This is a genomic window from Calditrichota bacterium, from assembly GCA_014359355.1.
Taxonomy (GTDB): domain Bacteria; phylum Zhuqueibacterota; class Zhuqueibacteria; order JANLFK01; family Oleimicrobiaceae; genus Oleimicrobium.
Genome location: JACIZP010000273.1, coordinates 1 through 16,221 on the forward strand (window position 1 = coordinate 1; position 16,221 = coordinate 16,221).

General features: G+C 62.8%; 11 protein-coding genes. 4 read left to right on the plus strand and 7 right to left on the minus strand.

Translation table 11 applies throughout. The features are described from left to right. From H5U38_11985 to rnr, 7 genes are all read right to left on the minus strand, one after another. Positions 1 to 684 (minus strand): glycoside hydrolase family 3 protein (locus H5U38_11985; GenBank protein ID MBC7187743.1); only part of this gene is annotated, 684 nt, incomplete at its 3' end. A gap of 202 nt (positions 685 to 886) precedes the next feature. Continuing rightward, positions 887 to 1,798, minus strand: a complete 912-nt coding sequence (locus H5U38_11990) for a cation transporter (protein ID MBC7187744.1) — start codon at positions 1,796 to 1,798, stop codon at positions 887 to 889. A gap of 125 nt (positions 1,799 to 1,923) precedes the next feature. Beyond that, positions 1,924 to 2,547 carry a uracil phosphoribosyltransferase gene (gene upp, locus H5U38_11995; protein MBC7187745.1) on the minus strand — a complete coding sequence of 208 codons (624 nt, stop codon included), beginning with the start codon at positions 2,545 to 2,547 and terminating at the stop codon, positions 1,924 to 1,926. A gap of 125 nt (positions 2,548 to 2,672) precedes the next feature. Beyond that, the gene (locus H5U38_12000) at positions 2,673 to 3,998 is read right to left on the minus strand and encodes a TldD/PmbA family protein (protein ID MBC7187746.1); all 1,326 of its coding nucleotides are present in this window, start codon (positions 3,996 to 3,998) and stop codon (positions 2,673 to 2,675) included. Next, positions 3,995 to 5,482, minus strand: a complete 1,488-nt coding sequence (locus H5U38_12005) for a hypothetical protein (GenBank protein ID MBC7187747.1) — start codon at positions 5,480 to 5,482, stop codon at positions 3,995 to 3,997. The genes H5U38_12000 and H5U38_12005 overlap by 4 nt, the downstream gene beginning before the upstream one ends. A gap of 183 nt (positions 5,483 to 5,665) precedes the next feature. Continuing rightward, on the minus strand, positions 5,666 to 6,454 hold the full coding sequence (locus tag H5U38_12010) for a GNAT family N-acetyltransferase (protein ID MBC7187748.1): 789 nt from the start codon (positions 6,452 to 6,454) through the stop codon (positions 5,666 to 5,668). Between the two features lie 90 nt (positions 6,455 to 6,544). Then, complete coding sequence (rnr, locus tag H5U38_12015; GenBank protein MBC7187749.1) at positions 6,545 to 8,725, minus strand: ribonuclease R; 2,181 nt, start codon at positions 8,723 to 8,725, stop codon at positions 6,545 to 6,547. Positions 8,726 to 8,963: 238 nt separating this feature from the next. On the opposite strand from rnr, the gene H5U38_12020 reads away from it, so the two are divergent. The 4 genes from H5U38_12020 (at position 8,964) to H5U38_12035 (ending at position 16,194) form a co-directional block, all read left to right on the plus strand. Further along, on the plus strand, positions 8,964 to 10,889 hold the full coding sequence (locus H5U38_12020) for a glycoside hydrolase family 127 protein (GenBank protein ID MBC7187750.1): 1,926 nt from the start codon (positions 8,964 to 8,966) through the stop codon (positions 10,887 to 10,889). A 195-nt stretch (positions 10,890 to 11,084) separates the two neighbouring features. Continuing rightward, entirely contained in the window at positions 11,085 to 13,307 is a 2,223-nt protein-coding gene (locus H5U38_12025; protein MBC7187751.1) for a TonB-dependent receptor, read from the plus strand. 1 nt (position 13,308) lies between these two features. Then, positions 13,309 to 14,259 (plus strand): hypothetical protein, encoded by a 951-nt coding sequence (locus H5U38_12030; GenBank protein MBC7187752.1) that lies wholly within the window; start codon positions 13,309 to 13,311, stop codon positions 14,257 to 14,259. An 84-nt stretch (positions 14,260 to 14,343) separates the two neighbouring features. After that, positions 14,344 to 16,194: a hypothetical protein gene (locus tag H5U38_12035; protein ID MBC7187753.1), complete on the plus strand. Its 1,851-nt coding sequence runs from the start codon at positions 14,344 to 14,346 to the stop codon at positions 16,192 to 16,194. Positions 16,195 to 16,221 lie beyond the last annotated feature (27 nt).

Sequence of the window (16,221 nt, forward strand, 5' to 3'; positions counted from 1 at the left end):
TCCGCCGTCGCCGAGGTTGGCGGAGTAGTGCTTGGGCGTGGTGATAACACCCATTTCCTCAAAGGCCTTGCAAAAGGCGGCGCCCATACGCGCCGTCAGATAGGGGTCCTCGCCATAGGTCTCTTCCACGCGTCCCCAGCGCACGTCGCGGGCGATGTTGACCACCGGTGACAGCACCTGACGGATGCCGCGACTCTTGGTCTCCACGGCGATGGCATGAGCCACGCGTCCCATCAGGTCTGTGTCCCAGGTCGCTGCCAAGCCGATGGCCTGGGGGAAACTGGTGGCGCCGTTGGCCACCAGTCCATGGAGTGCCTCGTCATGCATGATGACCGGGATGCCCAGGCGGGTCTTTTCCAGCATGAACTTCTGGATGCGGTTGAGTTTCTCTGCAGCCTCCTTTGCTTTGTACTGGCGGAGAATGCAGCCCAGGTTGCCGATGCCCTGTTCTTTGATGAAACCGGTGCCCTCCACTTCACGGATGAGACATTGCAGCTGCGCCACCTTCTCCTCGAGCGTCATGCGGGAGAGGAGATCTTCCACGCGACGTTCGATGGGCAGCTTGGCATTCTTGTAGTCCGGCGTGCTCCCCCGCGACTGCCCGTGGGCAACGGTGGTGAGCAACCAACAGCCTGCGGTGAGCAGGCTAACCCACGAGAGCAACAGCCCTTTTGCGTTCAGCATCATGGCTCCCTCCTTGCACAGGTCGGTGAACATACTTGCCTCCCTCGACGTGACGTGGCCACTTCTTCACCCCCACTTTGCGCATTACCCTCCCCTCGAGCCTACTTCCCATACCGGCATAGGAGCGCTGTTTTTGGTAGCGCCGCTTTTCTGAGGCTGTGGGGCACAAGAGCGCGACGAGTTCGGCCCTGCAGCGCCGCGTTCAACACCCCTGCAACTCGCAACTTTCGTCGGCGACTTCTATTTCGATGGTGCTATGTTGAATGTTGTGAGCATGGAGCACGCGTCGGCATTGCTGCTTGATGCGCACCATGTCTTCTGAGGTGGCGTCTTTGCCCACGACCACGTGCAGGGTGAGCACGTTGTACTGGCCATCCATGGACCAGACGTGGAGGTCGTGCACGCCACAGACCCCAGGCACGCGCAGCACTGCGTCTTCCACAGCGGTGACGTCCATGGCCTCGGGCACGGACTGCAAGAAAATGCGCACCGTCTTTCGTAAGTTGACTGCCACCCGCCACACCACAAAGGCGGTGATGAGCACCGAGAGAGCCGGGTCGAGAAACAGGGCCTTGGTGAAGCGCATGACCAGGCTTGCAACCAGGACCGCTGCCCATCCCAGCACATCTTCCAATAGATGCAGCATGGCCACTCGCTCGCTCAGGCGCTGGCCACCATGCAGACGCCAGGCGGCAAGGCCATTGACCGCCACCCCGAGCACGGCGAGGGCTACCATGCCGCTGGTGTGCACCTCCTGCGGGGCGAACAGGCGAGGGACGGCGCGCCAGAGCACTACCACCGCACCCACCAGGAGCACAAGGGAATTGCTCACCGCACCGAGCAGGGAAAAGCGCCTGTAGCCGAAGGTAAAACGCTGGCTGCGCGAGCGGTTAGCCAGCTTATCCAGATACCAGGTGAGGCCCAGGGACAGGCTGTCGCCCAGATCATGCAAGGCGTCGGACAAAATGGCCAGGCTGTTGGTGAGAAGGCCTCCGACCGCCTCCACCAGAGTGAAGGCTAAGTTGAGGAAGAAGGCAATGCGGAGATTGCCCGTGTCATGGGATGGCGCGGACTCTGTGGCACAACCGCGGTCTATCTGCGCTGAACTGTGCATGGAAAACTCGCGATAACGGCCGTGGCGAGGCCTGTCATCTTCGTTAACAACCTCTGCTCGGGCGACCTACCGGACGTCTATCAAAATGTGATTTGTCTCCCTTGGCGATAGAGGCGCCGAGCGCTTCACTTCGTCCAGTACAGGCGGTCGCCGCAATCACCTATGCCCGGCACGATGTAGCCTTGGTCATTCAACCTCTCGTCGATGTTCACGCAGAACACGTCCACATCGGGGTGGGCCGCATGCAGGACTCTAATCCCTTCCGGGGCTGCCAGCAGGCAGAGGTGCTTGATGCGTCTGGCGCCGCGTGCTTTGAGCGCGGTGGCGGCCGCCACCGCCGAGCCGCCCGTGGCCAACATGGGATCCAGCACAAAGACCTGACTCTGCGCCAGCTCCGGCACTTTGCAATAGTACTCCACCGGCTGCAACGTGTCGTGATCCCGGTAGATGCCCAAGAAACCGACCTTGGCCAGGGGAATGAGGCGAAGAAAGCCGTCCAACATCCCAAGACCTGCGCGCAGAATAGGCACCACCACGACGTCGTCGTCTAACCACTCGGCAGTAGTGGGCATGAGGGGAGTCTCTATGTCGATGGTGCGGGTGCGGAGGCTGCGGGTCGCTTCGTAGAGCATCAGGTAGGTGATCTCATTGACCAGCTCCCGGAAGAGCCAGGGCTCGGTCTGCTTCATACGCACGAGGCCCAACTTGTGCTTGATGAGAGGGTGTTCGACCACCACTACAGTGTGCATAGCCTCTCCAGCATTTGATCCTTGGCTCCCTTGCCAAGGCGCGCCCAAATATACAGAAATTTCCTGGCAAAGTCAAAAGCCAAATCTTTGTCTGTCCCTGGCCTGGGAGTTCCGCCTGCCGATGTTCACGAGCCCGCCACGGTCATCTCGGCGATCTTGATGGTGGGGCCGATGATGCTGCGCCGGAGCCGAAAGTCGTTGCCAACCATCTCCACACTGCGCAGCATGCTCGCCAGATTGCCGGAGATGGTCACCTCCGCTACGGGGTGGACGATCTGGCCATGTTCGATCCACAGGCCAAAGGCGCCGCGCGACAAGTCGCCGGTCACCGGGTTGAAGCCCCAACCCATGGTGCCCGTGATCAGCAAACCCTTCTCCACCGAGGCTATGATTTCTTCCGGCGCGTATGGACCCGGCGCCAGGTAGAAGTTGTTCACCCCAGAGGCGTTACCCGTAGACCGCATGCCTAGCTTCCGCCCGCTGTAAGTATCGAGCAGGTAGCTGCGCAGCACGCCCTGTTCGATGACCGCCGTCTTGCGGGTGGGTACCCCTTCGCCATCGAAGGGTCGTGTGCCAGGACCGGCCGGGAAGAGGCCGTCGTCCACGACGTTCACTATGTCGGAGGCCACTCTCTCGCCCAACTTGTCTACCAGGAACGACTGCCGCTGGTAGATTGCTGCGCCGTTGGCACACGTGAAAAGCAAATCCAGCAGCTCTCCGGTGATGTCTGGTTCCAGGACTACCGGCACGTTCTGAGTGGGTATCTTGCGCGGTCCGATCATGCGGGTGACCCGGTGCAGGGCCTTCTGGGCGATGGCCTCCGGGGAGGGCAAGTCGGCGAAATGGCGAGTTCCCTCGTACCAGCCGTCCTCCACGAGCTCGTCACCTTGCCCGGCCTGCAGATAAACGCCCAAGGAGATGCTGGTGCCTTCGTAGCAGCCGCTGAAGCCCAGGGAGTTGGCAAGGTAGAACTGGCCAACGCTGGTGGCGCACGTGGCGCCGTAGGAGCTCTTGATGCGCGGGTCGGCAAGGCAGAGTTCCTCGGTGCGCAACGCCATTTGGATTTTCTCCTCGGCGCCAAGAGAGGCTATGGCAGGGTCGTAAAGGCGGAGGGAGGCGATGTCGACGGCGAGCTCTTCCTTTTCGGGCAGGCCGGCGTAGGGGTCAGCGCTCACCAGGCGGGCGCGCGTCACGGCGTTGGTCAGCAGGCGCTCGAGCGTGTCGCGGCTCAGATCCGAGGAGGAGGTGGTGGCCACGCGGTGGTCAACAATCACGCGCGCCCCCAGGCTTCGCGCCCCGGCCTCCACCAGGTGCTCGATCTGACCGTTGCGCACGCGCACCGTGAACTCCACCCCCTGGCGGATGCCTACCTCAACCTCCTCGGCGCCGGCCCGGCGGCCAAACTCCACCAACGACTCCGCCAGGGCAAGCAGCTCGTCGCTCTTGTTCATCTACGCCCTCCCACGGTGATGCTGTCGATGCGGAGCGTGGGTGTGCCAGCCGTGACTGCGGCGGACTGTCCTTCTTTGCCGCAAGAACCGAGAAAGTACCCCATGTCGTTTGCTACCATGCTGATGCTCTTGAGCACCTGCACGTTGGTGCCGATCAAGGTGGCATTTTTCACGGGACGCGTGAGGCGCCCATTCTCGATGAGGTACCCCAGGTTGACCGAGAAGACGAACTTGCCTGATTCCTCCACCTGCCCGCCCTGAAAACTCTTGGCGTAGAACCCCTTCTTCACCGAGGCAATGACTTCTTCTGGAGCGTACGGGCCTTGCGCCAGGATGGTGTTGGTCATGCGCGGAATGGGATAGTGTTGGTAGCTCTCCCTGCGGCCGTGCCCGGTGAGCGGCATGCCCAGCAGCCGTGCCGAGAGGCGATCCTGCAGGTAGCCCACCAACTTGCCGCGCTCGATGAGCATGGTGCGCTGCGTGGGAGTTCCCTCGTCGTCCACATTCAAAGAGCCGCGCAGATGCGGGATGGTGGGATCGTCGTAGACGGTGACCTGAGGGGTGGCGACCATCGTGCCCATGCGCCCGGCCATGATGGAGGTGCCTCTGCGGTTGCCATCGGCTTCGAGGGGATGGCCTACCGCTTCGTGGATCATCACGCCGCTCTGCCCGCCGCCGAGCACGACAGGCTGTGCACCGGCAGGCGGCGCCACTGCCTCGAGCAAGATGATGGCCTCTTCGGCGGCGGTGCGGGCAATCTGCTCCGGAGGGAGCACGTTCTGGAAGTAAGCGAGTCCCACGCGCCCGCCACCGGTGAAGAAGCCGAGGTCGGAGGTGCCGTTGTGCTCGGCAAGCGCCGACACAGCCAGACGCACCTGCGGCCGCACGTCGGTGACCAGCAGCCCCTCGGAGTTGGCAATGAGCACGTGACGCAACCCATCTGCGAAGGAGACCTGCAGCTTGCTGATACGGTGGTCGTAGCTTGTGGCTGCCTCGTAGGCCCGACGCACCAAGTCAAGGCGTGTCTCCAAGGGCACCAGGGTCAGCGTGCGGTTCAGGTCGTAGACTTCTCGCCCTGGGGTGCCTTCTCTGAGGGAAAGAACGCGCCCAGGCGCGCCACCTGTGGCAATGGCGGCGGCCGTGCGCGCTGCCTGGGACAAGCCGCGTTCGGAGAGGTCGTTGGTGTAGGCGTAGCCGGTTTTTTCCCCGGACAAGACCCGCACACCAGCCCCTAACGACACGTTCTCCGCGGTCTTCTTGACGATCTCTTCTTCCATGAAGATGCGGGTGCTAATCCGGTACTCGCAAAAGAGCTCGGCAAACTCGCCACCTTTGTCGAGGGCCGCGGCAAGCACCCGTTCTATGGCGCGCGGGGATAGCCCAAAATCGTATGCGACCACAGGGGCCGGCGCCGGATCTGAGAGCGCCTCCTGTGAGGGGGTCGGCGCTGAGCGGGGGCTCACACTGGCATCAGAGCTGCGCATTTCTTCCTCCGAACCTGCACCTCTTGGCTGGGGACAAATGTACGCAGAAGCAGGGCAATTGCGCAAGGGAAAAGTTGCGTGGTGGCTCGGCACGAGCACGAGTTTCTCCCTGACGGCCGAAGGGAGGCCGGCAGGCAGTGTGCGCCGGATGAGTGTACATCTGCGGCACGTCTGCTTGGCTGATCAGCGTCTGAGGCGTCGAACTTGCTTGGCGATACGTCGGTGCATCGCCTCGTACGACGGCGGGGGTCCAGTGTGGACGGGCTTACCATCAATGTACAGGGCGTCGCTGATACCCCATTCCAGCAAGGCCGCGCGCTCAGAGGTGTCGATGGTGACAAAGTTGACGGCATCGCCACAAGCAGCCGCCGCCCGCCGCGCGCGCTCGTAGGTGAGGTTGTACGCAGGGCACCAGCCGCTGAGGAAGGCCACAACCTCTACGCGATCCCTGCCAGCAGTTGGCTCTTTTCGCTTGCGCAACCACCGGGGCGGCCTGGCTTCAGGCGTGAACGGCTTCCACAGCAGCGTCTGCAGGGCCATGCGGTCTGCGGGTCGATACCCCTGCCTCTTGAACCACGAGGCCTTCATCCAAAAAGGGAGAGCCAAGCCCCAGGCGGCCATCCCGTGTGCGCCCTTAGCCCGCGCCTCCTCTTCTGCGGCTCCCAGGAGCGCCCTGCCGATGCCCTTGTGCTGCCAGTTGCCGACTCCCTTGCCCTTGTAGCCGTGCACCCAAATGCAGGGGATGAAGTAGAGGCCACTGCCTTCTACCCATGCATGCTCGACTGGCAGATACTGCACCATGCCCACCACCTGGTCGCCTTCCAGGGCCAGTTTTACCCCAAGCCCCTTGGGCTGCATGCGTGCGTACCAGGTGGCCTTGTGCGGGCCAGCCTCCGCCATCTCCTCCGACCAATCCTCTAAACAACACAGGTAACTGGGCACAAAGTGTTCGCTCAGGTCGACAATGGTCATCGGGACTGCCTCCCTGTCTTTCCCTGTGGCGGTGTCATTGCTGGCCCGTTCTGGGGAGTTCTTCGTGAACCTCCACCGTTCAAGTCTGCGTCAGAGCGTGCGCCTGCCAGTCCTGCGCCGACGAGGGCGCTTGGGCGGCGGTTCGACCAAGGCAAAGTCCACTAGGCGCTGGTTCTGGTCCACCTTGGCCACGCGCACCATGAGGACGTCGCCCGCGCGGAACACCCGTCCTTGGCGCTGGCCGATCATGGCATGCCGCGTGGTGTCGTGCACGTAATAGTCGTCGCCGAGCTCCGTGACATGAATCAGGCCCTCCACCAACAGGTCCGGCAGCTCCACGAAGACGCCAAACGGCACGATGCGCGAGACCACCCCCATGAAGGTCTCACCTACGTGCTCAGCCATGTACTCGACCTGTTTCATCTTCACCGATTCGCGCTCTGCCTCTTGTGCCACCACTTCGCGCTCCGAGGCCAGGCGGCAGTCGGCTTCCAAAGCGGCACGATTGATGCTGGCCAGCACTTCTGGCAGCGGGCGGCGCTGGTACTCCTTGAGCAGGCGATGTACCATGAGGTCGGGGTAGCGACGGATGGGCGAGGTGAAATGCGTGTAGTGCTGGTAAGCCAGGCCAAAGTGGCCGATGTTTTCGGTGGAGTAGCGGGCCTTCATCATGGCGCGGAGCATGGCATCGCGGATGATGGGCTCCGCCTCAAGGCCTGTTACCTGCGCCAAGAGCTTCTGGAAGAAGCGCGGCGTCAACCGTGCTGGCTCTTGGGCGACCACGCCAAAGGCGGCGGCGAAGCTCAGAAACTCGCTCATCTTCTGCCGGTCTGGCTTTTCATGGATGCGGTAGACGAAGGGTGGATCCACCTCGTGGTCGCCCTGTCGTCGGAGGAACACACCCACATGGCGGGCGACCGTCTCGTTGGCCAGGAGCATGAACTCCTCGATGAGGCGGTGGCTATCCAGGCGCGGCCGTGGGCGAATCTCCACGGGCCGACCAGCTTCATCGAGGATCACCTGCACTTCAGGCGCATCCAGGTCGACACTCCCACGGCGCTGGCGTTTGGTGATGAGGGCGCGGGACAAGGTGCGCATCTCCTGCAGCACGGGCGTCAGTGGGTCGGTGGCGCGGCCGTCCAGCAGTTCCTGCACCTCCTCGTAGCTGAACCGCCGCCGACTGCGGATTACCGACTCGTGAAACTGGTAGCGCACCAAATCGCCGGCAGGGGTGAGCTCCATGAGGACGCTGTAGGCCAAGCGGTCCCTGTCCGCCACCAGGCTGCATAGCTCGCTGGAAAGCCGCTCCGGGAGCATGGGAATGGCGCGGTCCACCAGGTAGACCGAGGTGCCGCGGCGGCGCGCCTCGCGGTCAATGGCGCCTCCAGGCGTCACGTACCAGCTCACATCGGCAATGTGCACGCCCAACGATAGGTGGCCGTTCTCCAGCTTCTCCAACGAGACGGCGTCGTCAAAATCTTTGGCATCCGGCGGGTCGATAGTGAAGAGCACCTTCCCCCGGAGGTCGAGGCGACGAGCCATCTCCGCTGCGGGAATGCGGGCTGGAAGAGCGGCCGCTTCTTGCTCCACCTCAGGCGGAAACGACTCGGACAGGTCAAAAGCGCGTGCCACGGAGAGAACGTCCACACCCTTCTCAGTGGGGAACCCCAGCACCTCGACGATCCGCCCCTCCGGGTTGAGCTTTTCGTGTTCCCAATTGGTGATTTGCACGACCACCTTCTGCCCTGGCTGCGCTCCCATCGCGTCAGAGTCGTGCACAAAGATGTCGTGGGGTATTTTCAGTTCGTCAGGAACCACGAAGCCGAACTTGCGCCCTCGCTTGTAGGTGCCGACGATATTCTGGCGGGCGCGCGACAAGACCTCCACGACTTTGCCTTCGGGGCTGCGGCCGCTGCTCTGCGCAAACAGGCGCACTCTGACCCTGTCCTGGTGCAGCGCCAGGCCCATATTGCGCTCGCTGACAAAGATATCTTCGCCGCCGTCATCCCGGACGACGAAGCCATAGCCTTGCGTCTTGACGCGTAGCACGCCGACTGCCTCTTGCGCTGCTCGCCCGCGGCCATAGCGGTTCCGCGGGTATTTGACGATGGTACCGCTTGCCACCAGTTGGCGCAGAGCGGCCCGCAGGAGGTGGTAGCGGTCCTGGGTGACCCCTAACCGCTTTGCAATCTCCTTTGCTTTGAAAATACGTTGTGGCTCCTGGCCGAATAGGGCCTCGACCTGAGCGGTGATACTGTCTTGATTCGTCACGATTAAGCCTCTTCTTCCGTGTGTGCTTGGTGAGGGGGTAGCGCCATAGCTGCGCCTCGATGCGGTGCATAAAGACACCCCAAATGTTCACGCGATGCAATATACGCAATTTGCCTGGTGTTTCCAAGCGAAAATTCCTGAGGCTCGCCTGGCAAGTTTCTCCTTGCTTTTCTCGCGTGCATTTCGTAGAATGTTGCGCACAGGTGAGACGCGACATGAAGGGAGGCAAGCAGGCAAGATGAGGTGGTTCTTGGCTTTCCTCCTCCTTACTTTTGCAGGATGTGGAGCAGAGGAGCCGTTCATGCGTGCAGACTACCCGATCCGCCCGGTGCCGTTCAGCCAGGTGCAGGTCAAAAGTGGTTTCTGGGGCAAACGCCTGGAGATCAACCGCACGGTCACCATTCCCCGAGCATTCCGCCATTGCGAGGAGACGGGGCGCATCGACAATTTTGTCAAGGCGGCAGGACAAATGCCGGGCCCATTCCGCGGCCTGCAGTTCGACGACTCGGACGTGTACAAGGTGATCGAAGGCGCCTCGTACTCTCTCGCTGTGCAGCGCGACGAGGCGCTGGAGCGCTACCTTGATGAGCTCATTGCCAAGATTGCGGCGGCCCAGGAACCGGACGGCTATCTGTACACCGCGCGCACGGTCGACCCCGAAAACCCGCCTGAGGTCGCCGGGCCAACGCGCTGGTCGAATCTCAAAGATAGCCATGAGTTGTACAACGTCGGGCACCTCTACGAGGCGGCCGTGGCGCATTTTCAGGCCACAGGCAAGCGCACGCTGCTCACCGTGGCGCTCAAGAACGCTGACCTCCTGGTCAGGACCTTCGGTCCTGGCGGCAGGCACGAGGTCCCTGGACACCAGGAGGTAGAAATCGGCCTGGCCAAGCTCTACCGCGTGACCGGCGAGCGCAAGTACCTGGAACTTGCCAAGTTCTTCCTCGAACAGCGAGGAAGAGGAGAAGGACACGCGTTGTACGGCACGTACTACCAGGACCATTTGCCGGTGGTGGAACAACGCGAGGCGGTTGGGCATGCGGTGCGCGCCCAGTACATGTATGCGGGCATGGCGGATGTAGCCGCGCTTTCAGGCGACAGCGCCTATTTAGAACCCCTCGAACGTCTTTGGGAAAACGTTGTGGGCAAGAAGCTCGCCATTACCGGCGGCGTGGGGGCGCGTCACTACGGCGAGAGCTTTGGGGATGACTATGAGCTCCCCAACAAAGAGGCGTATAACGAGACGTGTGCGGCCATTGCCCATGCCCTGTGGAATCACCGCATGTTCCTGCTCCATGGCGACGCCAAGTACATCGACGTGCTGGAGCGCGTGCTCTACAACGGTTTTCTCTCGGGGGTCGCCCTCGGCGGCGACCTCTTCTTCTATCCCAACCCCCTTGCCTCCGATGGTGGGTACCGGCGCAGCCCGTGGTTCGAGTGCGCCTGCTGTCCGGGCAATGTGACGCGCTTCTTGCCGTCAATCCCGGGCTTTGCCTATGCGACGCGCGGCCGTTCGCTCTATGTGAACCTCTTCCTCCCGAGTGTGGCGCGCGTGGAACTGGGTCAGGATGTGGTGACGATCGAGCAACAGACCGACTACCCGTGGCAGGGCGACGTGGCCGTGAAGGTGGGCGTGCGCCAGGAGACGCATTTTGCCCTCCACGTCCGAGTGCCCGGATGGACGCGCGGTAGGCCTGTGCCCAGCGACCTCTACCGCTATCTCGATGAAACGCCGGCGGATCTTTCGCTCAAGGTGAACGGCCAGCCCTGGCCTTGCGACCTCCAACAGGGCTTTGCGGTAATTGACCGGACGTGGGCCCCTGGCGATCTGGTGGAACTGCACCTGGCCATGCCGGTGCGGCGCGTGGTGGCCCACCCGCAGGTGCGCGCCGATGTGGGGCTGGTGGCCATCGAGCGCGGGCCTGTGGTGTACTGCTTGGAGGAAGTGGACAACGGTGCCAAGGTCTCTTCCCTTGCCCTGCCGGATGGGGCAGAGCTGACGAGCCAGTTCCGCCCGGACCTGCTCGGAGGGGTTGTTGTGGTGCAGGGGCGGGGGACGCTCGTGGAGGGCAAGCCGCGCGGGGTGTCGCTCACGGCCATCCCCTACTACGCCTGGGCAAATCGCAGCGACGGCAGCATGACCGTGTGGATCCACCGGAAATGAGGCCTCTCCTGAGCGATGTGGGGCTCAGCTTGGCGACGCAGAGTCCATGGTTTCCGCTCTGGGAAGCGGTGAGAGGAGCCCGCGTGCCGGCTTGGCGAGGGCAGAATCAGTACTCGTTCGATAAGGGCCTGTAGATGAGTGGTGGGCCAGGGAGCGTTCCCTGCGCTCCGCCGCTTGATGGGGCAGCACGTGCATTTGCTCGGCAAAATTCGACTACCCGTGCTTGTGCTAAGTCTGGTCGTTGGCTTAGCGCTTGCTTCTGAGGCAGGCCTTGGCCAAATAGTCATTCGCGGCCAGATCCTCGACGCCAATTCGCAGCGCGCCGTGCCGTATGTCAACGTCGTGCTCAAGGACAGGCCGGTGGGCGTGAGCAGCGATGCGGCTGGCCGGTTCGTGCTCTCTGTGCCCGAGCCGACCGCGGTGGTAGTATTCCGGCACATCAACTACGAGGTGCTGGAAGTCGCCGCGGAGGCGTTGCTGCGCACGCCGCAGGTCAACTTGCAGCCGAGGGTCATCCCGTTGCCGGCAGTGGAGGTGCAGGCACCACGGGAACGACTGGCGGCGACTGCCGATCTTCCCCTGGCGACGGCACACATCCTGCGCCAGCAGTTTGACCTTAGGGGGTTTGTGGATGCCGGCGACCTGTTGCACACGGCACAAGGCGTCCAGGTGGACGAGGTGCTCAGCGGGCGCAAGACCGCCTCCATCCGTGGGGGCAACGCCGACGATGTGGCGGTCCTCTACCACGGCGTCAAGCTGAACAGTGGCTTCGACAACACCTTCGACCTCTCCCTCTTGGACCTGGCCGATGTCGAACAGGTGGAGCTCATTAAGGGCAGCAACGCGGCTTTGCACGGCGCCGAGGCTTTTTCCGGGGTCATCAATCTCGTGCCACGCCTTGAAGAAGACCACAACGTGCGCTTCTTCCAGCGGGTGGGTACCTACGACTCGGGCACCTGGGGCTTGGCCGGCTACGGGCACCGAGGCAGCGCACGGCTGGCAGGGATGTACCGCGCCTCGGCCGCCACGAGGCGACTTCAGGGAACCGTTGCATCCAGCGACCGGCTGGAGAACCGCCGCCAGCAGCTGACCGTGCACGGGCGTTATGGGTTCTCGCCGGCCATTGCGGGAGAGAGCGAGAATTCACTTTCGGCACTTTACCTCAACGCGCGCTCGGACTATGCGACCCTGCCGGCTGGCGAAGCCTTCGCGCAGCGGAACCAGCTCTTGGCTTTGCACTACACCGGGCGCATCGGAGCGCTGCACGGCCTGGATCTCACGGCTGCTCACCATGCCTTGGAGCAGACCCAGGAGATTGCTGAGGTTGGCTCCTCGTTGCACCGAGCGATCCAGGACCGCGCACTTCATCTCCACGTGCAGAAGCGCTGGAGCTTTGCTGGGGGCGACGCGACAATAGCCTACCAACGAGAGCAGGACTGGTTGGATTTCGCCGACCGCAGAGAGAGTTTCGCGAACCCTCCTTTGCGCCAGGAGGCGGCGGCACTGGTGCGCACTCGCCACGGCGGCGTGGCAATCGCCCGATTTCAACTTCCTGGAGGCTCGGAGCGATTGGAACGCGTCGATTTCGACCTCGCTTTCCGCCATGACCATGTGTATGACCGGTGGCAGGAGGGAAAGGCAGGGGAGAGCATCTCTTTGGGGACCTTTACGTGCACCACCGTGCGGTTTGGCAGTCGCTTCGCAGGTCGCCACGGCCAGTTCGCCTATGACGTTTTTATGAACATTGGCAACAATGTGCGCTTCCCCTCGTTGGCGCAACTCATCGCCAGGGCGCGCCTTCCCGGGCAAAGTGAGCGCCTCGCACCTGAACGCAACCGCGCCGTAGAGCTTGGCTTGAATGTGGCGCGCGACATGGGCGCCGGGCCGCTGGCGCACGGCTGGGAGGTGGCCATAAGCTATTTTCAGAACGACTACGCCGACAAGATTCGCGAGTACGTCAGCGTCGGTATGCCGCTCGCCTTCTACGACAGCGTGCCTACCGCGCGCATCGCCGGGTTCGAGGGCCGAGGGGCGCTGTACCTTTTGCGGAAGAAGTTGACGGTGGAGGGTCAGGCCTGCCAGTATTTCATCTCGGAGCGGGCGGCCTTTCCGTTCCATTCCGAGGCGACCCGCAGCCTTGCGGCTGAGCTGCATCACGCCGGCTATGCAGTGCGCGTGCGCTGGTTTGGCGAAGGGCAGCAGGAAGGTTGGGTCCGCGATGGCAGTGGAGGCATCGCTCAGGTCATACTGCCGGCCCGCACCGACCTCGACCTGCACGCCAGCAAGACCTGGCAGTTGTGGCGTATGCGGCTGTCCCTGTCGTTGAGCCTCCGCAACCTGCTCAACGATCGGGTCGTACTGGAGGGCCTGGCTCTCCGTGACAGACGCTACTACCTCACCGCCGCGGTTGAGTACTAACATGCAAAGCCGTCGGCAATCTGAGCGCAACTTTTGTGCATTCTGGCGGGCGGGCGGAGAAGGAAGGCCCGGTCCTCTGCGGCGCTGGCGCCTTTTCCTTTTCGCGCTTGTGGTGGCAGGTGGCTGTACGCACAACCCGTTTGGCGATGACCAGATAGTGGCGCCCGGTGCAGAGATCAGGGGGCAGGTGCTGCTGCAGGATGGCTCGTCGCCAGAAGGGGTGTATGTGTGGCTTGAGCATTTTGCCGCAGGTACCTGGACGGACGCACGAGGCCAATTCCGCCTTCCCCTCTCGGTCACCGGCGCGCAAGCGGGCACCGGCGTAACCGGGAGCTTTCGCCTCTTCTTCTACCTCGGCAACTACGCCGTGCAGACGGCAGAGGTGGTACTCCGCAATGGCGTGCTAATGCCGGGACACGGCGACGTGGACTCCGAGGGGGTCCTGCGGCGGCCAGTGATCCTGCCCAGGTTGCTGAGCGTGACAACCCGGGTGGAGCCGGACTCCTTTCCGCCGGCTGTCGGGGGCGACGTCTCCCCGGGAAGCTTTCAGGGCACCACCATTGAGGTCAGCGTGACCCTGCGTGCCGATGTGGACAGCCTGCCGGTGCTGCTGCCCAATCGCCGGGCAGGCCCTGCGGCGTTGCTGTTCATCCGGGGGCTGGACCCCGGAAGCAGTGTGCAGCTTATCCCGCAGGAAAGCCTTGGAGCCCTCCTGGCCCCACTGGTTCCGGACACCATCACGCCCGTGGGGCGCTCGTGGAGTGGCGGGTTCTACCTGTCCAAAGGTGCCCTGCCAGCAGGCAGGTACGAAGTCGTGCCCTATGTGCTCGTCCCGCAAAGTTCGGTCCCTGAGGCGCTGCTGGCGAGTCTTGGTGTGTCGCCCACGCCGGGGCTGAGCTACTTGAAGTTGCCGTTCAAGCGCCGGCAGGGGGTGCTCACCGTGCTGAGGTGAGAAGGAGCCTCGAGCAGCACCAGGGCCGAGTTTCGACAGTCAAGAGTGCTTGGGCGTGGAACTAATAGAGGAGCTCAGAAAAACATGTACGTGAAACTCTGGACGGCAATGGCCGTGCTGGGGCTGTTTCCTACCTTTGGGTTGGCAGGGGGCATCTCGTTCGAGCACTACCACAACTACGACGAGCTCACCACGAGCTTGAAGCAACTGGCAGCTGACCATCGCCAGATCGTCGAGCTGCAGAGCATTGGTCGCAGCAGAGAGGGGCGCGAGCTGTGGGTTGCGCGCCTGGCGGCCAAGGGCAGCGATCCTGACCGACGGCCGGTCGTGCTGGTGGTCGCCAACATCGAGGCCAACCACCTCATCGGCAGTGAGATGGCCCTGTACACTATCGATTATCTGGCCACAAACTATGCGGGCAATGACACCGTCCGGTCCTTGCTGGAGAAGCGGACCTTTTACGTGGTGCCGCGCCTGAACCCCGACGGCGCCGAGACGCTGTTCGGCAAGGCAGCCTGGGCGCGCACCACCAACGCCACACCTTGGGACGACGACTTTGACGATGTGGCCGATGAGGACGGCCCAGAGGACCTGAACGGCGACGGGATCATCACCCTGATGCGCGTCAAAGACCCGGAGGGGGACTATCTGCCTGATCCCGCGGAACCTCGGCTGCTCAAGGTGGCAGAGAGGGCAAAGGGCGAGAGGGGAGTCTACAAGGTGTACACGGAAGGGGTCGACAACGACGGCGACGAGGAGTACAACGAGGATGCTGCCGGGGGCGTTGACCTCAACATGAACTTCCCCCACGCTTATCCCGAACACACCTTGGGCGCTGGGCTGCACGCCATCAGCGAAGTGGAAAGCCGAGCGCTCATCGACTTTGTGCTGGCGCACCGCAATATCGCGGTGATTCTTGCTTACGGAGCCTACGACAATCTGCTCACACCACCCCAGGCGCGGGCCAGCGGGGAACGAGAACAGGAGCCAGACTTTACGCAGTTCGTCGGGGGCCGCCGCGGCTTTGAGTTTCCCTCCGGGATGACCCGAGAGCAGATGCGGCGCATGTTCGAGCGCAAGGCCCCCACCGCAGTGTTGAGCCAGGACGTCCCCTATTTCCACGAGGTGAGCAGGCGCTACAAGGAGCTGGTGGGCATTGATGAGGATCGGGCAAAGGAAAAGCCGAAGCCACGAGGTGCCTTCTACGAATGGGGCTATTTTCAGTACGGCGTGCCCTCCTTTTCGACAAAAGTGTGGACATTACCGGAGATGAAGCAAGAGCGTGCTGCTCAGCAGCGAGAGGTAGCTCCGGACAGTACGCGCCGCCCTGAGAGGAGGCGCGAGGCCGTCGGTGAGCCGCTGGGGCCGCGCAGTAGGGAACGCAACAAGACTGAGGAAAGCGACGACGTCATGTGGCTCAAGTGGGCAGACAAAGAGCTCGGCGGCAAAGGGTTCGTCCCCTGGACGCCGTTCAAACACCCCACATTAGGGGAAGTGGAGATAGGAGGACTGGACCCGCTTCTGAAAATCAATCCACCGGCAGCGCGGCTCGCCGAGTTCGGGCGCGCACACGCCAAATTTGCCATGTGCCTCGCCGAGCTGTGTCCCGAGATCGCCATTGTCAAGGCGGAAGTGAAGGCCCACGGCGGCGGCGTGTACACCGTGAAAGCGGAGGTGGAAAACAGGGGCTTTTTCCCCACTGCACTCGCGCAAGGGGTGCGCTGCCAAGGGGTTAAGCCAACGTTGGTGAAGCTCACCTTGGAAAAAGGCGAGCTCCTGACCGGCAGCGCCTTGGTCAGGCTACCGACGCTGGAGGGCTCCGGCAAACGGGAACGTTACGAATGGCTGGTCAAGGCGGCGCCAGGGAGCAAGGCTCATCTCGAGGTGATCTCTGAGAAAGCTGGTCAGGCCTACCAGGACATCATCCTCCGCTAACAGGCGGAGCAATGCAATAGGAGCAGA